The 18,894-nt window shown below is 71.2% G+C and carries 20 protein-coding genes and 1 pseudogene; 12 read left to right on the forward strand and 9 right to left on the reverse strand.

Annotated elements, in window-relative coordinates; all coding sequences use genetic code 11:
- The first annotated feature begins 49 nt into the window (after positions 1–49).
- Positions 50–829, forward strand: coding sequence for an arylamine N-acetyltransferase family protein (locus OG574_RS05775; protein WP_326772177.1), 780 nt, complete (start codon positions 50–52; stop codon positions 827–829).
- A gap of 82 nt (positions 830–911) precedes the next feature.
- On the opposite strand, the gene OG574_RS05780 is transcribed toward OG574_RS05775, so the two are convergent.
- The 4 genes and pseudogenes from OG574_RS05780 to OG574_RS52665 all read right to left on the reverse strand — a co-directional run.
- Positions 912–1,700, reverse strand: coding sequence for a nucleotidyltransferase domain-containing protein (locus OG574_RS05780; RefSeq protein WP_326772178.1), 789 nt, complete (start codon positions 1,698–1,700; stop codon positions 912–914).
- Positions 1,697–2,335: a TetR/AcrR family transcriptional regulator gene (locus OG574_RS05785; protein ID WP_326772179.1), complete on the reverse strand. Its 639-nt coding sequence runs from the start codon at positions 2,333–2,335 to the stop codon at positions 1,697–1,699. The genes OG574_RS05780 and OG574_RS05785 overlap by 4 nt, the downstream gene beginning before the upstream one ends.
- Positions 2,336–2,339: 4 nt before the next feature.
- A complete protein-coding gene (locus OG574_RS05790; protein WP_326772180.1) occupies positions 2,340–3,809 on the reverse strand; it encodes an MFS transporter in 1,470 nt (489 codons plus the stop codon).
- A gap of 318 nt (positions 3,810–4,127) precedes the next feature.
- Positions 4,128–4,694: pseudogene (locus tag OG574_RS52665) on the reverse strand (LysR substrate-binding domain-containing protein); the annotation flags it as partial.
- Here OG574_RS52665 and OG574_RS05795 point away from each other — a divergent pair.
- Positions 4,605–5,531, forward strand: a complete 927-nt coding sequence (locus OG574_RS05795; protein WP_326772181.1) for a Gfo/Idh/MocA family protein — start codon at positions 4,605–4,607, stop codon at positions 5,529–5,531. The pseudogene OG574_RS52665 and the gene OG574_RS05795 sit on opposite strands and share 90 nt — an antisense overlap.
- Here OG574_RS05795 and OG574_RS05800 read toward each other — a convergent pair.
- Positions 5,499–6,422: a phosphotransferase family protein gene (locus OG574_RS05800; protein ID WP_326772182.1), complete on the reverse strand. Its 924-nt coding sequence runs from the start codon at positions 6,420–6,422 to the stop codon at positions 5,499–5,501. The genes OG574_RS05795 and OG574_RS05800 overlap by 33 nt on opposite strands.
- Before the next feature lie 154 nt (positions 6,423–6,576).
- On the opposite strand from OG574_RS05800, the gene OG574_RS05805 reads away from it, so the two are divergent.
- From OG574_RS05805 to OG574_RS05820, 4 genes are all read left to right on the forward strand, one after another.
- On the forward strand, positions 6,577–7,827 hold the full coding sequence (locus tag OG574_RS05805) for a DUF4032 domain-containing protein (protein ID WP_326772183.1): 1,251 nt from the start codon (positions 6,577–6,579) through the stop codon (positions 7,825–7,827).
- Positions 7,828–7,920: 93 nt separating this feature from the next.
- On the forward strand, positions 7,921–8,970 hold the full coding sequence (locus OG574_RS05810; protein ID WP_326772184.1) for a hypothetical protein: 1,050 nt from the start codon (positions 7,921–7,923) through the stop codon (positions 8,968–8,970).
- 497 nt (positions 8,971–9,467) lie between these two features.
- Positions 9,468–10,295, forward strand: coding sequence for an MmyB family transcriptional regulator (locus OG574_RS05815; protein ID WP_326772185.1), 828 nt, complete (start codon positions 9,468–9,470; stop codon positions 10,293–10,295).
- A 90-nt stretch (positions 10,296–10,385) separates the two neighbouring features.
- A complete protein-coding gene (locus OG574_RS05820) occupies positions 10,386–11,426 on the forward strand; it encodes a PhlD (protein ID WP_326772186.1) in 1,041 nt (346 codons plus the stop codon).
- A gap of 16 nt (positions 11,427–11,442) precedes the next feature.
- On the opposite strand, the gene OG574_RS05825 is transcribed toward OG574_RS05820, so the two are convergent.
- Positions 11,443–12,645, reverse strand: coding sequence for an amidohydrolase family protein (locus OG574_RS05825; protein ID WP_326772187.1), 1,203 nt, complete (start codon positions 12,643–12,645; stop codon positions 11,443–11,445).
- 109 nt (positions 12,646–12,754) lie between these two features.
- Here OG574_RS05825 and OG574_RS05830 point away from each other — a divergent pair, with 109 nt between their 5' ends.
- Positions 12,755–13,843 carry an acyltransferase family protein gene (locus OG574_RS05830; protein WP_326772188.1) on the forward strand — a complete coding sequence of 363 codons (1,089 nt, stop codon included), beginning with the start codon at positions 12,755–12,757 and terminating at the stop codon, positions 13,841–13,843.
- A 62-nt stretch (positions 13,844–13,905) separates the two neighbouring features.
- Positions 13,906–14,202, forward strand: a complete 297-nt coding sequence (locus OG574_RS05835; RefSeq protein ID WP_326772189.1) for a hypothetical protein — start codon at positions 13,906–13,908, stop codon at positions 14,200–14,202.
- On the opposite strand, the gene OG574_RS05840 is transcribed toward OG574_RS05835, so the two are convergent.
- Positions 14,183–14,878 (reverse strand): DUF2470 domain-containing protein, encoded by a 696-nt coding sequence (locus OG574_RS05840; RefSeq protein WP_326772190.1) that lies wholly within the window; start codon positions 14,876–14,878, stop codon positions 14,183–14,185. The two genes, OG574_RS05835 and OG574_RS05840, sit on opposite strands and share 20 nt — an antisense overlap.
- A 147-nt stretch (positions 14,879–15,025) precedes the next feature.
- On the opposite strand from OG574_RS05840, the gene OG574_RS05845 reads away from it, so the two are divergent.
- The 3 genes from OG574_RS05845 (at position 15,026) to OG574_RS05855 (ending at position 16,457) form a co-directional block, all read left to right on the forward strand.
- Positions 15,026–15,310 (forward strand): hypothetical protein, encoded by a 285-nt coding sequence (locus OG574_RS05845; protein WP_100593170.1) that lies wholly within the window; start codon positions 15,026–15,028, stop codon positions 15,308–15,310.
- 164 nt (positions 15,311–15,474) lie between these two features.
- The gene (locus OG574_RS05850) at positions 15,475–16,050 is read left to right on the forward strand and encodes a VanZ family protein (RefSeq protein ID WP_398376776.1); all 576 of its coding nucleotides are present in this window, start codon (positions 15,475–15,477) and stop codon (positions 16,048–16,050) included.
- A gap of 5 nt (positions 16,051–16,055) precedes the next feature.
- Complete coding sequence (locus OG574_RS05855) at positions 16,056–16,457, forward strand: ATP-binding protein (RefSeq protein WP_326772191.1); 402 nt, start codon at positions 16,056–16,058, stop codon at positions 16,455–16,457.
- 69 nt (positions 16,458–16,526) lie between these two features.
- Here OG574_RS05855 and OG574_RS05860 read toward each other — a convergent pair whose 3' ends face one another.
- The gene (locus tag OG574_RS05860) at positions 16,527–17,159 is read right to left on the reverse strand and encodes an MBL fold metallo-hydrolase (protein ID WP_326772192.1); all 633 of its coding nucleotides are present in this window, start codon (positions 17,157–17,159) and stop codon (positions 16,527–16,529) included.
- Positions 17,159–18,244, reverse strand: a complete 1,086-nt coding sequence (locus OG574_RS05865; RefSeq protein WP_326772193.1) for an S-(hydroxymethyl)mycothiol dehydrogenase — start codon at positions 18,242–18,244, stop codon at positions 17,159–17,161. Before OG574_RS05865 ends, OG574_RS05860 begins: the two co-directional genes overlap by 1 nt.
- A 116-nt stretch (positions 18,245–18,360) precedes the next feature.
- Here OG574_RS05865 and OG574_RS05870 point away from each other — a divergent pair, with 116 nt between their 5' ends.
- Positions 18,361–18,852: a glutathione peroxidase gene (locus OG574_RS05870; protein ID WP_326772194.1), complete on the forward strand. Its 492-nt coding sequence runs from the start codon at positions 18,361–18,363 to the stop codon at positions 18,850–18,852.
- Positions 18,853–18,894 lie beyond the last annotated feature (42 nt).

Genomic DNA, 18,894 nt, shown 5'->3' on the forward strand with positions numbered 1-18,894 from the left:
GGTCCTTCCGCCCGTGGCCCAGGTGCGCCCGGCCCCCCAGACTGACCCCATGGACGCCTCACGCACCGACGCCTATCTCCGCCGCATCGCGACACCGCGCCCCGCGGCGCCGACCGCGCAGGCACTGCGCACCCTGCACCTCGCGCACCAGCGGACGGTCCCGTTCGAGAACCTCTCGATCCACCTGGGCGAGGACATCTCCATCGATGAGGACGCGATCGTCGCCAAGCTCGTGGACCGCCACCGCGGCGGCTTCTGTTACGAACTCAACGGCGGCTTCGCGGCGCTGCTCACCGCGCTGGGCTTCGAGGTGTCGCTGCTCCAGGGCCGGGTGTACGGCAAGGACGGGCACCTCGGCATCCCGTACGACCATCTCGCCCTCCGGGTCCGTACCGTCGACGGGGCCGATCTGCTCGCGGACGTCGGTTTCGGGGCGCACAGCCACTTCCCGCTCGACCTCGGTGAGCGGGGGGAGCAGCGGGACCCCGGCGGCGTCTTCCGGATCGCCGAGACGAAGGAGGGCGACCTGCGTGTGTCCAAGGACGGGGTGCCGGAGTACCTCCTCGAACAACGCCCGCGCGAGCTGCGGGACTTCGAGGCCGGGTGCTGGTACAACTCCACGTCGCCGCAGTCGACGTTCACGCGGTCGCTGGTCTGCTCGCTGGTCACGGACGAGGGCCGGCTGACCCTGAGCGGACGCACGCTGAAGACGACAGCCGGCGGCGAGCGCCACAGTACGGAACTCGCGTCCGACCGGGAGGTGCTGGACACGTACCGCGACTCGTTCGGCATCGAGCTCGACCGGGTGCCGCCGGACCCAGCCGCCTGAATCCGGCCCTGCGGCCCTGCAGCTGTGCACCTCTACGGCTGTGCACCTCTGCGGCTCTCCGGTCTCTCCGACTGCCCGGTTCTCAGCTGTCGGCGGTGTGCTCGGCGACGGTGCGGTCGAGTGCGGGGACGAGCCAGTCGAGGGTCAACTCCGCGCGGCGCGTGAGCCACCCGGGATCGGGGGCGGTGTCGGCCGGGCCGCCCTCGTACCGTCGGCGTTCGATGTCCGCCACGACCTCGGCGGGCGCGCCCAGTTCGGTGAGGACGGCGAGTGCCTCGGCCTTGCTGACAAGGGTTCCGTCGCGCAGGGTGACCGTCGCCCGGGCCAGGACCATCAGTCCCAGGTCGACCCAGACATTCTCCAGCCACAACTCGGGGCGCCCGGTCCTGGGCCGCCAGTAGCCGGTCAGGTCGGTGAGGATGTACTCCCTGAGCGTGCGGTCGTCCACCGGCGGCAGGGTGCCCGCGATGGCGTCTCCATGGAGCACGAGGCCGTAGGTGTGGAGTTCGCGCCGGGTGATGGGCGTGACCGGGCGGGCGTAGGCCTCCCGGTGGGCCCAGGTGAAGTGCGTACGGTCAGGGTCGTCGAGGTCCCCGTGCGGCATGTAGGAGCAGTGGAGGTGGGCCGCGAGGGGCAGTTCCGCGTCGATTCCCTCGTGCAGCGTGGCGAGCCGTGTCTCCTCGTCCGGCTTGAGCGGGTGCGGGACGACGGCGATCAGGTCGAGGTCGCTGCGCCCTTCCTGGTAGTCCCCGCCGGCGAGCGACCCGTGCGCCCACAGGGAGAACGGGGCAGGCAGTGTCTCGCGCAGCCCGGTCAGAAAGCGGTCGAGCAGGTCGGTCGTGGCCGCCGGATGTGCCTCCGCTGTAGTCATCCGGTCAGTGTGCCAGGAGTCAACTGGGCTTGTACGGCTGGTCCGTAGCGTTCGGTGATCTCTTCTACCGAGGCGGAGCGCACATGGGGGCCGCGTGCGATTCCGTACATGACGCCGAGACCGAGGAGCAGGGAGACGGCGAGCTCGGCGCGCAGGCCCGCATCCGGTCCGCGCAGGCGCTCGGCGAGGCGGTCGCTGACCTGCGCACGGAAGTTGGCGCGCAGGATGTCGCCCTGTTCGCCGTGGAGCGGGGCGAACACGATGCGCAGGATGGGGTCGGCGCCGTGCTCGGACTGGCCGGTGAGGAGGTGGCGCACCATGTGCCGGCCGAGGTCCTCCAGGGGGGCGTCGAGGAAGGTCTCCACGTCCGCCTCGAAGTTCATGACCTGGGAGAACAGGGCGTCCTTGTTGCCGAAGTACTTGAGGATCAGCGGGGCGCTGACCCCGGCGCGCTCCGCGACGGCCTTGAGGGTGATGTCGGTGTGCGCGTGCCGGGCGAGGAGGTGGCGGCAGGCGCGGATGATCGCGGTCTTGGTCACCTCTGCGTCGCGGCGCGCCGGCCCCGACCGGTGGTCATCTCTCACACCGGAGGTGGATTCCGACTCGGCGGACGCCGTCGGGGCCGGGCTCGTCACGGGGTCACGCTCCTTCGAGGGCCTTGTCCGTCCGCCCGGTCGTGCCGCTGACGGACTTGTGCCCTCCATTGTCCGCCGCGTCGGCAGGGACGGTGAACGCCGCCGCTATCACCACGAGGGCGACCGCACCGGCCATGAGGAAGGCCATCTGATAGCCGCGCAGTGCGGGGAAGCCGGCGCCGGTGGCGTGGTGGACGAGGATCGCTGCGACGGCGGCGCTCGAAACGGCCTGGCCGATCGTCCGCATCAGGACGTTCACGCCGTTCGCGGACGCTGTCTGGCCCGCGGGAACGGCCCGCAGGATGAGGGTGGGCAGCGCCGAGTACGCGAACGTGGTGCCGGTCGACACGATCGCGGCACCCAGGACGATCACCCACAGGTCGCGGCTGTCCGCGATGCGGACGACATAGCCGAGCGCCATCGCGGCGCCGCCGATGGCGAGGCTCACGCGGGGGCCGCGCGCGGCGGAGACGCGGGCCGACACCGGCGAGAGAAGCAGCATGATCACGCCGTTGGGCAGCAGGCACAGGCCGGTCTGCACGATGGAGAGGCCGAGCCCGTAACCGCTGGACCTGGGCGCCTGGACCAGCTGCGCCGTGACGAGCGAATTGGCGTAGAAGGCGAATCCGGCGAGCAGGGCGGCGAGGTGCGGCAGGCCGACGCGGCGGCCCACGGCGAGCCGGAGGTCCACCAGCGGACGGTCGGCCCGCAGCTGCTGCCACGACCACAGCGCGAGGATCACGACGGCGCCGGCGAACAGGCCGACCACGCGGGCGCTGCCCCAGCCCCACTGGCCGCCCTGTGACACGGCGAGCAGCAGGCAGACGAGGCCGCCGGCGAGCCCGGCCGCGCCGAGTGTGTCGAAGCGGCCCGGTTCGCGTACGGGCGACTCACGCACGGCCCAGCAGGCGAGCGCGAGGCCGAGCGCGCCGAGGGCGCTGGTCGCCCAGAACATGACGTGCCAGTTCGCGTACTGGACGATCAGGGCGGCGAGCGGCAGGCCGAGCGCGGCGCCGATCCCGACGGTCGAGCTCATGAGGGCGACCGCGGATCCCGTGCGATGGGGCGGGAGTTCGTCGCGCAGGATGCTGATGGAGAGCGGAACGACCGCGGCGGCCGCGCCCTGGAGCGCGCGGGCCGCGATCAGGACACGGATGTCGGAGGTGAGCGCGCACAGCACCGACCCGCCGGTCATCAGCCCCAGCGCGAGCAGCAGCACGCGCCGCTTGCCGTACATGTCGCCCGCCCTGCCGAGCACGGGGGTGAGGACGGCGCCGGCGAGGAGGGTCGCGGTGACTGTCCAGGAAACGGCGCCGGGCGAGGCTCCGGTCAGCCGGGGCAGGTCGGGCAGCAGCGGGACCACGACCGTCTGCATGACGGCCATGAGGATGCCGCCGAAGGCGAGGACCGGGATCGTCAGCCGGCCGCGCAGGCCAGGCAGAGGAGCCATTTCGGGGCTTATGTCGGTATTCATGTCGGGGTTTATCGGGGGCTCCATGGACGCTCCAGTGGACGCCTCCAGGGCGGGGGCGGGAGGTGTGGTGAATTCCTATTCACCTTTGTGGTGAATCAGTATTCACCAGAGCCCTCGCATATGGCCAGAGCAACCGAACGAAGCCCGCACATACCCCTGCATACCAGCCCGAAAAGTCAGCCCGTCGCCTCCTCGCGCACCGCATCGACGAACCCCTGGAGGGCCTGCTGCGAGGGGGCCGTGTCGCGGGTGGCAGCACAGATCACCCGGATCCCCTCCGGTTTGCGGACCTTGCGCAGGACGACATCGGGGGTGCCGGTTCCTCAAACCCATCAGAGGCATCAGCCCGATGCTCATTCCGGCGGCGATGAAGCCCTGAGCGGTCGCATAGCCCTGACTTGCGACGGAGAAATCGGGGCCGAATCCGGCGGCGGCGCAGGCGTCGCGGACGATTTCGTGGCAGGGGCCCGCGACGCCCTCGGTGTCGACCCAGGGTTCGCCGGCGAGCTCGGCGAAGTCGATGGCGCGCCGTTCGGTGAGCGGGTGGTTCCTGGGCTCGGACGAGGCACGACCAGTGCGGCGACGGTCGGCTGTCTCCGGCCCGTCGTCTCGGTGGCGCTGGGCGCCGTCGTGCTCGGCGAGGGCCCTGTCGGCGCGGGTGGTGACGGGGGTGGCGGTCGGGCCGGCCGGGGTGGGGACGACGCGCAGGGCTACGGCCCGCGAGGTGACGCCCGGCGTCTCTGCGGGGGCGGCGATTCCTGTTCCGGCCGCGGACCGCCAGCCATACTGCCGACCATGACTTCTGATGCCACCATCCTTCGCGTCGGGCTCGTCGGCACCGGCACCTGGGCCTCGAAGACGCACGCCGCCGCACTGCGCGCCCACCCCGGGACGGATCTCGTGGGTGTCTGGGGGCGCAGGCCCCAGGCTGCGGCCGAGGTCGCCGCCGCCCATGGGACGCAGGTGTTCGAGGACGTCGACGAGCTGTTCGCGGCGTGCGACGCGGTGGCGTTCGCGGTGCCGCCGGACGTGCAGGCGCCACTCGCCGCGCGGGCCGCCACAGCGGGCTGCCATCTTCTCCTCGACAAGCCGCTGGCCACGTCGGTGCCCGCGGCCAGGGAGATCGTGGACGCCGTGCGGGCCGCCGGGGTGGCGTCCATCGTGTTCTTCACGATGCGCTTCGCGAGCGTCACCTCGGGCTGGCTGGCCCAACAGGCCGCCGAGGGCGGCTGGTTCACGGGCCGGGCCGACTGGTACGGGTCCCTGTACACCCCAGGCGACACCTCGGAGCTGACCGCGTCGCCGTGGCGGGTCGGGCGCGGAGCCCTGTGGGACGTCGGCCCGCACGCCCTGTCCGTACTGCTTCCCGTGCTCGGGGACGTCACGTCCGTGACGGCCGCGCGGGGCCCGGCGGACACCGTGCATCTGGTCCTCGCGCACGCCTCGGGCGCGTCCGCCACGGCGGCGCTGAGTCTGACCACACCGGCGAAGGCGGCGGGCGTCGCCGTGGAGCTGCGCGGGGAGTCCGGCATCGCGTCGATGCCGACGGGCGGCGAGTCGGTCGACGCGTTCGGGGCGGCGATCGACGCGCTCCTGGAATCCGTGCACACGGGCCGGCCGCACGCCTGCGACGCCGCGTTCGCGCTGCGCGTCACGGAGATCCTCGCGGCGGCTGAGGCCAGTCTCGCGTCACCCGGCGGCGAACCAGGCCCCGGCGAGTGAGTCGAGCGTCGCCTCCGGCGGCGCGGGCAGTTCTCGCAGGTACCAGGGCAGATCGCTGTACACGTGCAGGAGTGTGTACGCCATCACGGTGCGGGGCGCGAACTCGCGGCCGTAGGCCTCGGTGAAGCGGGTCATCAGGCGCGGGTCGGCCCGGGTGACGAACAGGCCGACGGCCACGAAGTCGTACGCCGGGTCGCCGATCATGGCGGGCTCGAAGTCGAGGAGTCCGGTCAGCTTGCGGTCCCGAGGGCCGATGACGAGGTGCTGACGCATGAACTCCGTGTGCAGCAGGGCGCGTTCGGGCCCGCACGGCAGCGTGACGGAGTCGAGGAAGGCGGGGATCTGTTCCAACCAGCTCTCGGCAAGGCCGTGTTCGCGCTGCTGCTGTACGGCGCCTGCGCGCTGCTTGCGCACGAACGTGTCCCAGTCCTCCGGTCCCACCGCGCCGGCGAGGGGCGTGGGGTCGAGGGCATGCAGTGCGGCGAGGCATGCTCCGGCCTCGTCGACGATGCGGTCCTGGTCGGCGCGCGGGATGCCGGGCCAGGCCACGGCCAGGTCCGCGCCGGGCAGCCGGGACATCAAGATGTAGAGCCACCCGTTCTCGTATGCCCCCGCCGAGCGGACCTCGGGGGTGGGGACGGGCAGCCGGCCTTCGAGGTGGGCGAGGACCCGGGCCTCGGTGGCACCGTCCTCCGCGGAGGCGGCCGGGAACAGTTTCAGGACGTGCTCGTCACCGACGGCGTAGACGGGCTGGGTGCCCCCTTCGTAGCGCGTCAGCGGGAGGCCGGTGAGGCCGAGCCGGGCGCAGAGGTCGTCCGCTCCCCGCCGCATGACCGCTTCGTCGGAGACCACGGCGTCCCATTGTTCGTCGGTTTCCACCAGGGGCAGCATGGCCCGCACCCTAGGGCGCGCGCCGGAGGGCCTCAACGGGAATTCGGCGCCCTTGTCTGCCGAGAGCGGGTCCCGCCCCGGGTCTTGACCCGCGCCGCCCCTTCGGGGTCCGATCACTCGTGGCCCCGTCGCGCGACCCAGGGACTGTGACCGCATGACTTTGCAGATCAGCGCCACCAACCCCGAACACCCGGCCCTCCTCCTCGAACTCCCCTGGCACGTCCCTCTGGAGCAGTGGCCGGACGAATATCTGGTGCCGCTCCCCCGCGGCATCTCGCGGCACGTCGTGCGCTACGCCCGCGCGGGCAGCGAGGTCGTCGCCGTGAAGGAACTCGCCGAGCGGCCGGCGCTGCGCGAGTACGAGCTTCTGCGCACCCTCGACCGACTCGCGATACCCGCCGTCGACCCCCTCGCCGTGGTCACCGGCCGCACCGATGCCGAAGGCGCGCCCCTCGAACCCGTCCTCATCACCCGCCACTTGGGCGGCTCGCTCCCCTACCGCTCCATGTTCGAGACGACGATGCGCCCCGGCACCGTGCACCGCCTCATGGACGCCCTCGCCGTCCTCCTCGTACGGCTGCATCTGGCGGGGTTCGCCTGGGGGGACTGCTCGCTGTCCAACACCCTGTTCCGCAGGGACGCGGGCGCGTACGCCGCCTACCTCGTGGACGCCGAGACCGGGGAGCTGCACCCCCGGCTCAGCGACGGGCAACGGGCGTACGACATCGAGCTCGCCCGGGTCAACATCAGCGGCGAGATGCTCGACCTGGAGGCGTCGGGCGCGCTGCATCCGTCCATCGACCCGATCGCGTTCGGCACGGAGATCGGGGAGCGGTACGACGCACTCTGGAGGGAGCTGACGCGTACCTCCGTCTACCCGGCCGGCAAGCACCACTACATGGAGCGCCGCATCCGCCGTCTCAACGACCTTGGCTTCGACGTCGCGGAGATGCAGATCTCGCACGCGGACCAGGGGGACACGGTCACGTTCGTGCCCAAGGTCGTGGACGCGGGCCATCACCAGCGTCAACTCCTGCGCCTCACCGGCATGGACGCCGAGGAGAACCAGGCCCGTCGTCTCCTGAACGACCTGGAGAGCTGGATGGCCACGCAGGACGACTACGCGCCGGGCGATCCTCCCCCGAGTTCTCGGCCGCACTCGAACAGGGGGGACCCCCATGGCGCGCGCGCCGAGGTCCTCGCCCACCGTTGGGTACGCGACGTGTTCCGGCCGACCGTGCGCGCGGTACGCGACCACGTGCCGGACCGGACGGACGCGGCCGAGCTCTACCACGAGCTCCTCGAACACCGCTGGTACCTGTCCGAGCGGGCGCAGCACGACATCGGTCTCGACGCGGCGGTCACGGACTACGTCAAGAACATCGCCGGCCGCTCGCGGCCCTGACCGCACCCGCTACGAAGATCGTGAGGGACGGAACCGGTGGCGCGGACCCGTCGTGGTACCACCGAGGAAGACGCACGACGAGGGGAGACGGACATGGCCGGGAGTGTGCGGGTCGACGGGAACAGCCTGGTGCTGCCGGGCGGTGCGCGGGTGCGGTTCGTGCGCACGCTGCGCCTGCCGGAGACCGGAACGCATCCGCTGCCGCCGGGGCTCGGCGAGTTCCCGGTGCGGCGGGTCGAGGACTACGCGGACTCGGTGCCGCCTCAGTGGCGGGCGCGCGGCGGCGTGATGCTGCCGATGTATCTGCGCGAGGCGATGTGGCTGAGCTTCGCGGGAACGGCCGAACCGGCCGCGCTCCAGGTGGGCGTGGGCAAGGTGTGCGCCATCTCGGGGCTGCCGTGGAGCAGCCGGCTGTCCCGGGATCCGCAGAACTACGTGGTGCTGCCTCGCCAGCCGTGGCTCGACGGCATCAAGTCGGGGGAGGGCACGGTACGGCAGTTCGTGGCGCTGCCCCTGGGGCTCGGCGCCACGATCGAGGGCCAGGTCACGGGCGAGGAGACCTGGGGCGGGATTCAGCTCCAGGCCTTCACCCTGAGCGAGCCGGCGCTGGGGGCTTGGCGCGCGGAGGAGGCCCGCAAGCGGGAGGCCGCGCGGGCGATGCCGCCTGCGCCCGGCGGCATGCAGTGGATGGGGGCCTCCTCCGGCGGCTACGGGGCCGCGCCCATGCCGGCCGCGCCGGGTGCGGCGCCGCAGGCTCAGGCGGCGCGTTCGATGGGTCTCGGCGCGGGCGGCACGATGCGCCAGCAGGTGTTCCGGGACGACCGGCCCGCGTCCGACTGGGCCGAAACGGCCGCGGGCCGCGTGTTCGTGCACCTCGTGACGCCGCCGGACTGGCGCCGCATCACGGGCGAGGAGCCGCCGCCGTCGCCGGTGGACCGGGCCGCGTACACGAGGGCGGGGCTGCCCTGGTTCGACTACTACGACGAGAGCGCGGAGGATCTCGCGCCGACGGACACGCTGGGGGCGGTGAAGCCCGCGGGTGAGTGGCTCGGCGACGACCACGAACCGTGGCAGGCGCCGGGAGCGCACCAGGTCAAGCCCCTGGGGGACGCGGGCAAGCCGGTGGAGGACGGCGACTGGTGAGTGCGCTGTACGGCGGGGTCGGTTCGCCAGCCCCGCGCTGCGGCCGGCCCGCGTGCGCGGCAGCTGTTGCGCGGCTGGGCATGCGCGGGCGGCCGGTACCGTGGCCGCTACGTAATGGCGAGTGACGGCACCGGCCGCAGCCAGTGAGCCCTTGATCTGCCCGGGAGAAGTGCCCGAACTGGGCCAAGCGATGCACTTTCCGGTCACATGGATCGGAATATGACAACTGGCCTTGCACTGTTCCCGAAACGGATCCGAGGGTTCGACGGATACCCAACACAGGGAAATTCAGCCATTTTCGAGCGTCCCGGTCCAGGTGTCCCATCGGCGTGGCCGCGCGGCCCCTGGCGTTCAAACCAGCAGGTCGCCGACCCCACGGGCTCCATCATGACGCACTGGCTGATCGTTTTCTTCGGGCAATGTTTATTACCAAAGGTGATGGGAGTAATTAGACTGCACTCGCTCAACTCGGCGTGGACCTCAAGGGATTACCCACCATGAACAAGACGGCGCTCCGCGCCCTGCTCCGTGAACGGCGCGCCCTGATAGCCCCCGAATCCCACGGCTTCACCCGCCCCACGGGCCAGGGTCGGCGCGCCCCTGGCCTCTCCCAGCACCAGGTGGACCAACTGCTCCACCGCACCCTGGGGACGTACCATCGGCTGGAATCGGGGAGTTACCCGAACCCACCTTCGGAACTGCTGCACGACGTCGCACAGCTCTTCGGCCTCAACGAGCAGGAATGGGTGCTGCTCTGCCGGTACGCACTGCGCCGGGACCCACCGGGTCCGCTCCACCCCTCGTCCGGGAAGGAGGTGCCCGGGGTGTGGCAAGAGGCGGTCGACAGCATCGGACACATGGCGTACGTGACCGACGCATCCTGGGATCTCCTCGCCTGGAACCAGCCCTTCGGCGCCCTCTTCCCCGGCAGTCGCCTACCGGGGAACACGATGCGCTGGATGCTGCTGGATCCCGACGGCCGCAAGTCCTTGACGAACTGGCACACAGCCTGGGCCCCGTTGGTGATGCCGCAGCTTCGGGCGGCCCTCGTCTCCAGGCCGCGCGACGACACGTTGCGCCAGATCGAGAAGGAAGTCCTCGCGGACCCCGAGGCCGCGCCCATCTACGAGTCGGGCGGCGCCTCCATCCACCCCGACGGGGACGAACGCCCCCTGATGCACGCGGTACACGGTCCCGGCTGGGTGACGATGTGCGCCGCGCAGCCGATGACTGCTCCGGGCGCGCGACTGATCATCCTCGTCTTCCATCCCGGCACACGTCGCTCCCACGTGCGCAGGCCGATGCTCCGGGTCGGATGGCGGTGATCAAGGTCCGTCCAGTCGGGACGGGTGAATCGCGGTGAAGTACGTTGAGCGGCACCCCCCACATACCGACCCAGCCCTGTGGGAGACACCGTGCCCGCTTTCGTCTCGATGCCACAAACCGTCCTCGGAGCCCACAAGGTCACCACGGAGGACATCACCGACGACATTCGCAGCCGTCACCCGGATCACCCCAGACTCGCAGTGATCCTGCGCGTCCTCGCCAATTGCGGAGTGCGCACGCGGTATTTCACCCGCCCCCTGGACTCCCCCACGGTCTCGGGTTCGGCGGGAGTGCGCGAGCGCGCCGAGGGCGCCTTCAGCGATGCTCTCGCCATGGCGGAACTGGCCGCGCTGGCCGCGCTCGACAGCACGGGTGTGCCGCTCGGAGACATCGACGCGATCGTCACCACCCACTCCACGGGCTGGTCCGTCCCCAACCTCGACGCCCATCTCGTCGCCCGGCTCGGGCTACGGCCGACCGTACGGCGCGTAGCACTCACGACACTGGCCTGCGCAGGTGGCACCCAAGCCCTCATCCGGGCGGCCGACCTCGTCGCGGCACGCCCCGGAAGCAAGGTCCTTGTGGTGGCCGCGGAGACGATCTCCAGCGTGTACAACCACAATGACACCAGCATCGAATCGATGATCTACAAGTCGTTGTTCGGCGACTCGGCCGCCGCGACGGTCGTCAGCGGCAAGCCGCTCGCGCCGGGTCTCGCGATCGACGACAGTTTCGAGTATGTCCTGCCGGACAGTCTCGACCGGTACAGCGGACGGATCGACACCGACGGTCTGCACTTCGAATCCACCAAGGGGGCCCTGGCGGCCACGGACGACGTGCTGCCCGCGCTCCTGGACTGGGTCGATACGCGCGCTCTGGGCTTCGTCGTCATCCACCCCGGCAGTCCACGCATCATCACCGACACGGCCACCGCCCTAGGCCTCACCCCCCACGCCGCCCGGCACTCCACGGAAACCCTCTCCGAAGAGGGCAACCTCGGCGGCGTCAGCATCCTCCGGGTCCTGGAGCGCACCCACACCGCGCCTCCCGCGGCCGGAACCAAAGGCGTCGCCGTCGCCTACGGGCCCGGCTTCACCACCGCCGCCCTCCACGGCCACTGGCACGCCTGAAACGGCGCCCCACCCCTCATCCCGTGCCCTGAGGCGGGATCAGCTCTCCCCGGCTCATGACGAACCGCAGGTCCGCGAGCGCCTCGAGGCCGGCGCGCGGGTCGCTGCCCACGGCGATCAGGTCGGCCGGGCGCCCCGGGGCGAGCAGTCCCGCGCGGCCGCCGGCGCCGAGCGCGTCGGCGGCCTCGGTGGTGGCCATGTCGATGACGCGCGGCGCCGGCATCCCGATGTGCTCGAAGAAGGTCAGGCTCGGGCGCAGGCCGTCGAACCCGGCGCGCTGCACCCCCGCGTCGGTACCGGCGATGAACCGAACCCCGCGTTCCGCCATGGTCCGCACCTGGCCGAACAGCCTCTCGGCGCGCTCGGCGCCGAACACGGTCGGCAGCATCCGCCAGTGCGGACTGACGGTCGGGCATACGCGGATCCCGCGCTCCACGATGGCGTCGAGCACGTCGTCGCGCAGATCGTTGCCGTCCTCGGTCATCCAGGTGCAGTGTTCGAGCGTGTCGACGCCCGCGGTCACCGCGGCCTCGATCCCCGCAGTGCCGTGCGCATGGGCGGCGACCGGCAGCCCGGCACCGTGCGCCTCCTCGACGACGACGGCCAGCTCACCCGCGCCGAACTGGGCCTGCCACGTGGCCGGTCCGCCGCGCGTCAGGGCACCGCCGGTCGCCATGACCTTGATCACGTCGGCGCCCAGTGCGGCGTTCCGCCTTACCAGGTCGCGTAGTTCGCGCTCGCTGCCGACTTCGCCGCCCAGGAACCAGCAATGACCGCCCTTCGGGGTGACGGGCGTCGTCGCGGCGACGATCCGGGGTCCCGGCACCGCGCCCGACTCGATCTCCTCGCGCAGCCGCAGCGTGAGCCTCCCGCGGTCCCCCAGGTCCCGCACCGTGGTGACGCCGCTCGCCACGAGCCGCGCGGCGCGCTCCCTCATGACGGCGAGCAGCGCGTCGTCGTCCTGCCGTTCGAGCGTCCCGACCGGGTCCGTACCCGCGTCGAAGACGAGGTGGACGTGCGCGTCGACGAGTCCCGGCAGCACGGTGGTGCCCGGCAGCGCGATGCGCTCGTCCCGCTCGTCCGCCAGGGCCTCGACGTCGGAGCGTCTCCCGGCCGCGACCACGGTGTCCCCGTCCGTGAGAACGGCACCGTCCTGGACACAGCGGCCGCCGGGACCGGTCACCACACGCGCCGCCGTTATCAGCTTCCTGCTGCTCATCCTGACCTTCCGAAGGGTCGGAAAAAGGGCACCCGGGAGTGTGTCATGAAACGGGCCCTATCGGGCAGGGCACCAAGGGTCATGCACCGCGAAGGGCTCAAGGGGAACGATGGACAGGCGCCACGGACCGGCCGGACCAGGAGCACGGGACCCGTACTTCGACAACGCGAAATACCTGACGATCGTGCTCGTGGCATGCGGGCACGCGTGGGAGCCGCTGACGTACGGGAGCCGCACGGTGACGGCCGTGTATCTCGGTGTGTACGCCTTCCACATGCCGGCGTTCGCTCTCATCTCCGGCTATTTCTCGCGGAGTTTCGACATGGCGCCGGGCCGGCTGCGCCGTCTCGTCGGCGGGGTCGTGGTGCCGTACGTGGTGTTCGAGGTCGCGTACACGCTGTTCTACCGGTGGGCGCAGGACGATCCGGGGTATCCGATCAGCCTGCTCGACCCCTGGTATCTGATGTGGTTCCTGGTCGCCCTGTTCATCTGGCGGCTCACCACACCCCTCTGGCTGCAACTACGACACCCAGTGCCGGTCGCCCTGGCGTCGGCCATGCTCGTGTCGATGGCGCCGGACGCGGGCGGTGACCTGGCACTCCAACGGGTGGTGGGTTTCCTGCCGTTCTTCGTTCTCGGACTGACGCTGCGGCCCGAGCACTTCGAGCGGCTACGCACGCGGCGGGCCCGGCTGTGGGCGCTGCCCGTGGCGGCCGCGACGCTGATCGCCGCGTACGCGGTGGCGCCCTGGTTCGACGCGGGCTGGTTCTACCACCGGGGCAGCGTCACCGGCCTCGGCGCCCCCGCCTGGGCGGGACTGGTCACGACCCCGGCCCTGTTCGCCCTCGCCGTCGTCCTCAGCGCCTGCTTCCTGGCGTGGGTGCCGGGACGGAAGACACTGTTCACGACACTGGGCACGGGGACGCTGTACGCGTACCTGCTGCACGGCTTCCTCATCAAGTCGTCGCGCTTCTGGGGCTGGTACGACCACCCATGGCTGCACACTCCGGCGGGCGAACTGGCGGTGACGGCCACGGCGGTCGCCGTCATCACCCTTCTGTGTACGTCTCCCGTGCGGTGGGTCTTCCGGTTCGCCGTGGAGCCGCGCGTGCCGTGGGCGTTCCGGCGTTCGGAACCGGTGCGGGAGGCCGAACCGCCGGTGACCGGCGTCCCCGGCGAGCGGGTCCTGCGCCCCTAGCCTGTGCCGGGTCGCCGAACCTTCAGCCGACGTTCAGCCGCCCCCCAGAGAGGCGCCCCGTGATGCGCACCCGCTTCCGCCGCTTCCGACTGCTGCTGCCCGCGGCCCTGCTCCTCGCCTCCGTGCCTCTGCTCGGCGGCACGGCGCACGCGGGCGGCACGTGTTTCGCCACGCACGAGGACGCCCCGATCTACGCGGGCAACAATCCGTGGACGGACATCGTCGGCTATCTGGACCCGGGCGTCCCGGTCAACGGCACACGGCAGGGCGCGGACGAGCTGTGGCGGGTCTCGCGTACGGACAGCGGCGCGCCCCTCGGTTTCATGCGCGCCGCCGACCTCACCTGCGACGGCGGCTGACCGCCTGCGCGGACGAAAGCAGGGCGTGCATGCGCTCGTTCAGCTGGGCCAGGTCGTCGGCGGGCGCGTGGAACGGGAGGCGCACGTCGGCCTGGCCGCGGATGCGTTCGAGCCGAAGAGTGAGCCCGTGCCGGTCGACGGCCAGGGGCTGGACCCGGACGACGCCGTGCAGGCTGTCCACGTCGACGAGCCGGGTGAGCTGCTCGACGGCCTCGGGGTGGCAGTCGGCGAGATGGGTGAGCAGGCGGGGTTCTGCCGCGGTGAGGGGGTCGGGCGCGGTCTCGGCGAGTTCGTCGAGATCGATGCCCGTGCGGCCGGTACGCGTCTGGAGTACGGCGCGGATGGGCCTGAGCACGAACTGCTCGCCGTCGGGCTCGAGCGACCCGGACAGCCACAGACGCGCGCGGATCCGGTCCCTGACGGGTACCGGCGCGGCGTCCGCGAACTCGATGAGCGCGGTCGGCTCACCCCGGGGCGCGCAGAGCACGGCGGCGGACAGAAGGCTGTCGTCCGGCGGCTGGATCCGTACCTCGCCCTCATCGGTGACGCGATGGGATCCGACGAGGTCCTCCCGCCCGATGTCCGTCGTCACTTCGCACGACCAGGCGGTGGCGAGCATTGATCGCGCGCGTGCCGCAGCGGTGGGAGCGGCGGTACTGATCTGTCGGACACCCATCCGAACCTCCTTAGGTAAGCCTTGCCTAAGTTATCGGAGATTTGCAGAGGAGGCCAGTACGCGCGCGATGGCGGCGAACGCCACGCGATCGGGCGCTGAATATGCCGTACGCCCACGCGCGTCGGCCGGGAGCGGCATCATGCCGCCATGGACGGTACTGCCCTTCTGCGGGACCTCTTCACGCCGGACGAGTACGACGCGGTCCGCTCGCACGCGGACCACCTGGGCGTGACGGTGGTCGAGTACGTACGTCAGACAGCCGCCGAACGTGCCCTGGAACGACTGCACTTGGCGCAGGCCATGGAGGCGCAGGACCTGCGCCTGGGAAAGCTGTCGATCCCGCACGTCGAGCGCGGCCGCTGCGGCGAAGGACCGCCCGCGCTGCAGCGTTTCCTGGACTCCCTGACGCATCCTCCGGAGACGCAGAGCTGACGCGGACGGTCCCGAGCCGGATTGGCCGGGGCGCGCGGGGGCAACCGGCCTCCATGACCCCAGAGAGTGCGGCACGTCGGAGAAAGGGCCAGGACCGTAAGGGCCGGGATCGCAAGGGCGAGGCCCGGAAGCGGTCGGCGAGGAAGCGGGTGCCACGGAAACCGGTGGCGCGTAAGCCGGCGACACGGAAGCCGGTGCCGTGGGGGCGGATCGCCGCCCGGGCGCTCATCGTCGGCTTCGCGTTCTTGGCGCTCGTGGCGTTCTCCGCGGTCCTCGCCCGGCTGACCCTGACGCCGTCCCCGGCGTCGGCGGACGTCGCGGGGTCCAACATGCGGCCGGGACACTCCCTGCGCCAGTACGCCGAGTCGTACACGTTCCTCGGCGCGTGCAAGCAGATCGGCGGGAATCTGCTGCTGGGCGCGCCCTTCGGGCTGCTGCTTCCGGTGCTTGTGGCGCGCAAGGGCCGCATGATGCGGGTGCTCGCGGTGACGGTGCTCGTGATGGCGCTCGTGGAGCTGGCGCAGGGCGCGATCGTCGAGGGGCGCGCCTTCGATGTGGACGACGTGATCCTGAATACGACGGGCGCTCTGATCGCCTACTTCCTGCTCGGGCGCCGCATCGGACACAGCTACCACGCCCTCGCACGGCCGTCGAGCCGTAACCGCTTGACGATCAGGATGCCGGGGAATGGGGCTCGTTACCGGGGAACACCCGGCGCCACAGGCGACGGAAGGAAGTGATCGTCATGCGTGCGCCCAAGCGCGCCGTACGGCGGCCAGCACGCGTGGAGTACCTGTTGCCGCAGGGCTCGGGCTCGGCCCGCTGGGCCCGGCGCCTCACCCATGACTTTCTCGCGGGACGAAGCGCGGGCGGCGCGCACGACGCGGTGCTCGTCGTCTCGGAACTGGTCGCCAACGCGGCCCGGATCAAGGGCAGTCACTGCCGTATGAGTCTGTGCCTGGACGCGGACGAGCTGACCGTCTCGGTCCACGACGACAGCCCGCACCACCCGCGCCGCAAGCCGGATTCGCTGTCCGCGGAGTCGGGCCGCGGCATCTCGCTCGTCGACGCGCTGTCGCGCCGTATGTGCGTGGTGAGCGACCCCTACGGCGGGAAGACGGTTCGCGCCGTACTCGCCCACCCCTGACGACCAGGCCTTCCGGGCGGCAGCGCTCTGTCTGCCGCCCGGCCTGATCATCCGGCCTGATCGCCCGGCTCAGTGCCCCCTGGCGATCCACTCCTCCAGGTGGGGCGCCTCCGCCCCGATCGTCGTGCTGTCGCCGTGCCCCGTCCGTACGACGGTCTCCGGCGGCAGCGTGAGGAGCCGCTCCCTGATCGACTCGACGATGGTCGGGAAGTCGCTGAACGACCGCCCCGTCGCACCCGGGCCACCCGCGAACAGGGTGTCCCCCGTGAAGACGGCGCCGAGTTCCGGCGCGTACAGGCTGACCGCGCCGTGGCAGTGCCCCGGCGTGTGCAGCACGGTCAACTCCACGCCCGCCACGGCAAGTTGCTGACCATCGACGAGTTCGCCGTCAGGCGTGCGGTCGGGGTGCTTCTGCTTCCACAGCTCCGTGTCCGCGGGGTGCAGGAGGATGGGCGCCCCGGTGCGCTCGGCGAGCGCGGGTGCCGCGTCGATGTGGTCGTCGTGCGCGTGGGTGCACACGATGGCGACGAGCCGCCGGTCGCCCACGGCCTCGGCGATCGCGTCGGCGTCGTGCGCCGCGTCGATCACGACGACCTCGCTGTCGTCCCCGACGAGCCATACGTTGTTGTCGACGTCCCAGGTGCCCCCGTCGAGGGAGAACGTGCCGGACGTGACGAGGTGTTCGATGCGCGCGCCCGCCATCAGAAGATCACCACCGAGCGCAGCACGTCGCCGTGGTGCATCCGCTCGAACGCCTTCTCCACGTCCTCCAGGGCGATCGTCTCGGTCACGAACGTGTCGAGGTCGAGCCGACCCTGCCGGTAGAGGTCGATCAGCATCGGGAAGTCGCGCGAGGGCAGACAGTCGCCGTACCAGGACGACTTGAGCGCGCCGCCGCGCCCGAACACGTCGAGCAGGGGCAGTTCGAGCTGCATCTCGGGCGTGGGGACGCCGACGAGGACGACGGTTCCGGCGAGGTCGCGGGCGTAGAAGGCCTGCTTGTAGGTCTCCGGGCGGCCGACCGCGTCGATGACGACGTCGGCGCCGAACCCTCCGGTCAGCTCGCGTACGGCCTCGACCGGGTCGGCGGAGCGGGAGTTGACGGTGTGCGTGGCGCCGAGCTTCCTGGCCGTCGCCAGCTTCTTGTCGTCGATGTCGATGGCGATGATCTTCCCGGCACCGGCGAGGTGGGCGCCGGTCACGGCCGCCGCGCCGACCCCGCCGCAGCCGATGACGGCGACGGAGTCGCCGCGGCCCACGTTGCCCGTGTTGATGGCGGCGCCGAGACCGGCCATGACGCCGCAGCCGAGCAGACCCGCTGCGGCGGGCGACGCCTCCGGGTCGACCTTGGTGCACTGCCCGGCGGCGACGAGCGTCTTGTCGGCGAACGCGCCGATCCCGAGCGCGGGCGAGAGCTCCGTGCCGTCGAGGAGCGTCATCTTCTGCTTCGCGTTGTGCGTGTCGAAGCAGTACTGGGGGCGCCCGCGCAGGCAGGCGCGGCACTGGCCGCACACGGCACGCCAGTTGAGAATCACGAAGTCGCCCGGCGCGACCTCGGTGACCCCGTCCCCGACCGCCTCGACGACACCGGCCGCCTCATGACCGAGCAGGAACGGGAACTCGTCGTTGATGCCGCCCTCCCGGTAGTGCAGGTCGGTATGGCAGACCCCGCACGCCTGGATCTTGACCACGGCCTCCCCTGGCCCCGGATCCGGCACGACGATCGTCTCGATCCGCACCGGCTCTCCCTTGGCCCGCGCGATCACGCCTCGCACCTGCTGCGCCATGACGATCAGCCCTCCACTCGCTCGTCGCATCGTTCTTGGCCATCTTCACAGATGGGCCCCCGATCCGGACCGGGGTGACGCGGAGCGCGACCGCACGGGTCGCTAGCATCCGAAGCATGTCTGTCTACGAGAATGTCGAGATCGCCGCCCTCCAGGGCGGCCCCGCCGACCTCCCCCAGTACGAGGGCAAGGCCGTCCTCATCGTCAATGTGGCCTCGAAGTGCGGCCTCACCCCGCAGTACGCGGCCCTGGAGCAGCTCCACGCCGAGTACGCGAGCCGCGGCTTCAGCGTGCTCGGGGTCCCCTGCAACCAGTTCATGGGCCAGGAGCCCGGCAGCGCCGAGGAGATCGCCGAGTTCTGCTCGGCGACGTACGGCGTGACGTTCCCGATGACCGAGAAGGTCGAGGTGAACGGCGACGCGCGCCACCCCCTGTACGAGCGTCTGGTCACCACGGCGGACGCGGAGGGCCACGACGGGGACATCCGCTGGAACTTCGAGAAGTTCGTGCTCTCCCCCAAGGGCGAGGTCGTCGCCCGCTTCTCGCCGCAGGTCGTGCCGGACGCCCCCGAGGTGCTCGCCGCGATCGAGGCCAACCTTCCGAATTGACATGCTCCTCGGGCTGAAGCCCGAGGATTCTGGCCGTCCCAC

This window comes from Streptomyces sp. NBC_01445, from assembly GCF_035918235.1.
Classification (GTDB): Bacteria; Actinomycetota; Actinomycetes; order Streptomycetales; family Streptomycetaceae; genus Streptomyces.

Coding starts and splice junctions, on each gene's coding strand:
- OG574_RS05775 (WP_326772177.1), top strand. CDS start 50: ATGGACGCCTCACGCACCGACGCCTATCTCCGCCGCATCGCGACACCG.
- OG574_RS05780 (WP_326772178.1), bottom strand. CDS start 1,700: ATGACTACAGCGGAGGCACATCCGGCGGCCACGACCGACCTGCTCGAC.
- OG574_RS05790 (WP_326772180.1), bottom strand. CDS start 3,809: ATGAATACCGACATAAGCCCCGAAATGGCTCCTCTGCCTGGCCTGCGC.
- OG574_RS05795 (WP_326772181.1), top strand. CDS start 4,605: ATGACTTCTGATGCCACCATCCTTCGCGTCGGGCTCGTCGGCACCGGC.
- OG574_RS05800 (WP_326772182.1), bottom strand. CDS start 6,422: ATGCTGCCCCTGGTGGAAACCGACGAACAATGGGACGCCGTGGTCTCC.
- OG574_RS05805 (WP_326772183.1), top strand. CDS start 6,577: ATGACTTTGCAGATCAGCGCCACCAACCCCGAACACCCGGCCCTCCTC.
- OG574_RS05810 (WP_326772184.1), top strand. CDS start 7,921: ATGGCCGGGAGTGTGCGGGTCGACGGGAACAGCCTGGTGCTGCCGGGC.
- OG574_RS05815 (WP_326772185.1), top strand. CDS start 9,468: ATGAACAAGACGGCGCTCCGCGCCCTGCTCCGTGAACGGCGCGCCCTG.
- OG574_RS05825 (WP_326772187.1), bottom strand. CDS start 12,645: ATGAGCAGCAGGAAGCTGATAACGGCGGCGCGTGTGGTGACCGGTCCC.
- OG574_RS05830 (WP_326772188.1), top strand. CDS start 12,755: ATGGACAGGCGCCACGGACCGGCCGGACCAGGAGCACGGGACCCGTAC.
- OG574_RS05835 (WP_326772189.1), top strand. CDS start 13,906: ATGCGCACCCGCTTCCGCCGCTTCCGACTGCTGCTGCCCGCGGCCCTG.
- OG574_RS05840 (WP_326772190.1), bottom strand. CDS start 14,878: ATGGGTGTCCGACAGATCAGTACCGCCGCTCCCACCGCTGCGGCACGC.
- OG574_RS05845 (WP_100593170.1), top strand. CDS start 15,026: ATGGACGGTACTGCCCTTCTGCGGGACCTCTTCACGCCGGACGAGTAC.
- OG574_RS05855 (WP_326772191.1), top strand. CDS start 16,056: ATGCGTGCGCCCAAGCGCGCCGTACGGCGGCCAGCACGCGTGGAGTAC.
- OG574_RS05860 (WP_326772192.1), bottom strand. CDS start 17,159: ATGGCGGGCGCGCGCATCGAACACCTCGTCACGTCCGGCACGTTCTCC.
- OG574_RS05865 (WP_326772193.1), bottom strand. CDS start 18,244: ATGGCGCAGCAGGTGCGAGGCGTGATCGCGCGGGCCAAGGGAGAGCCG.
- OG574_RS05870 (WP_326772194.1), top strand. CDS start 18,361: ATGTCTGTCTACGAGAATGTCGAGATCGCCGCCCTCCAGGGCGGCCCC.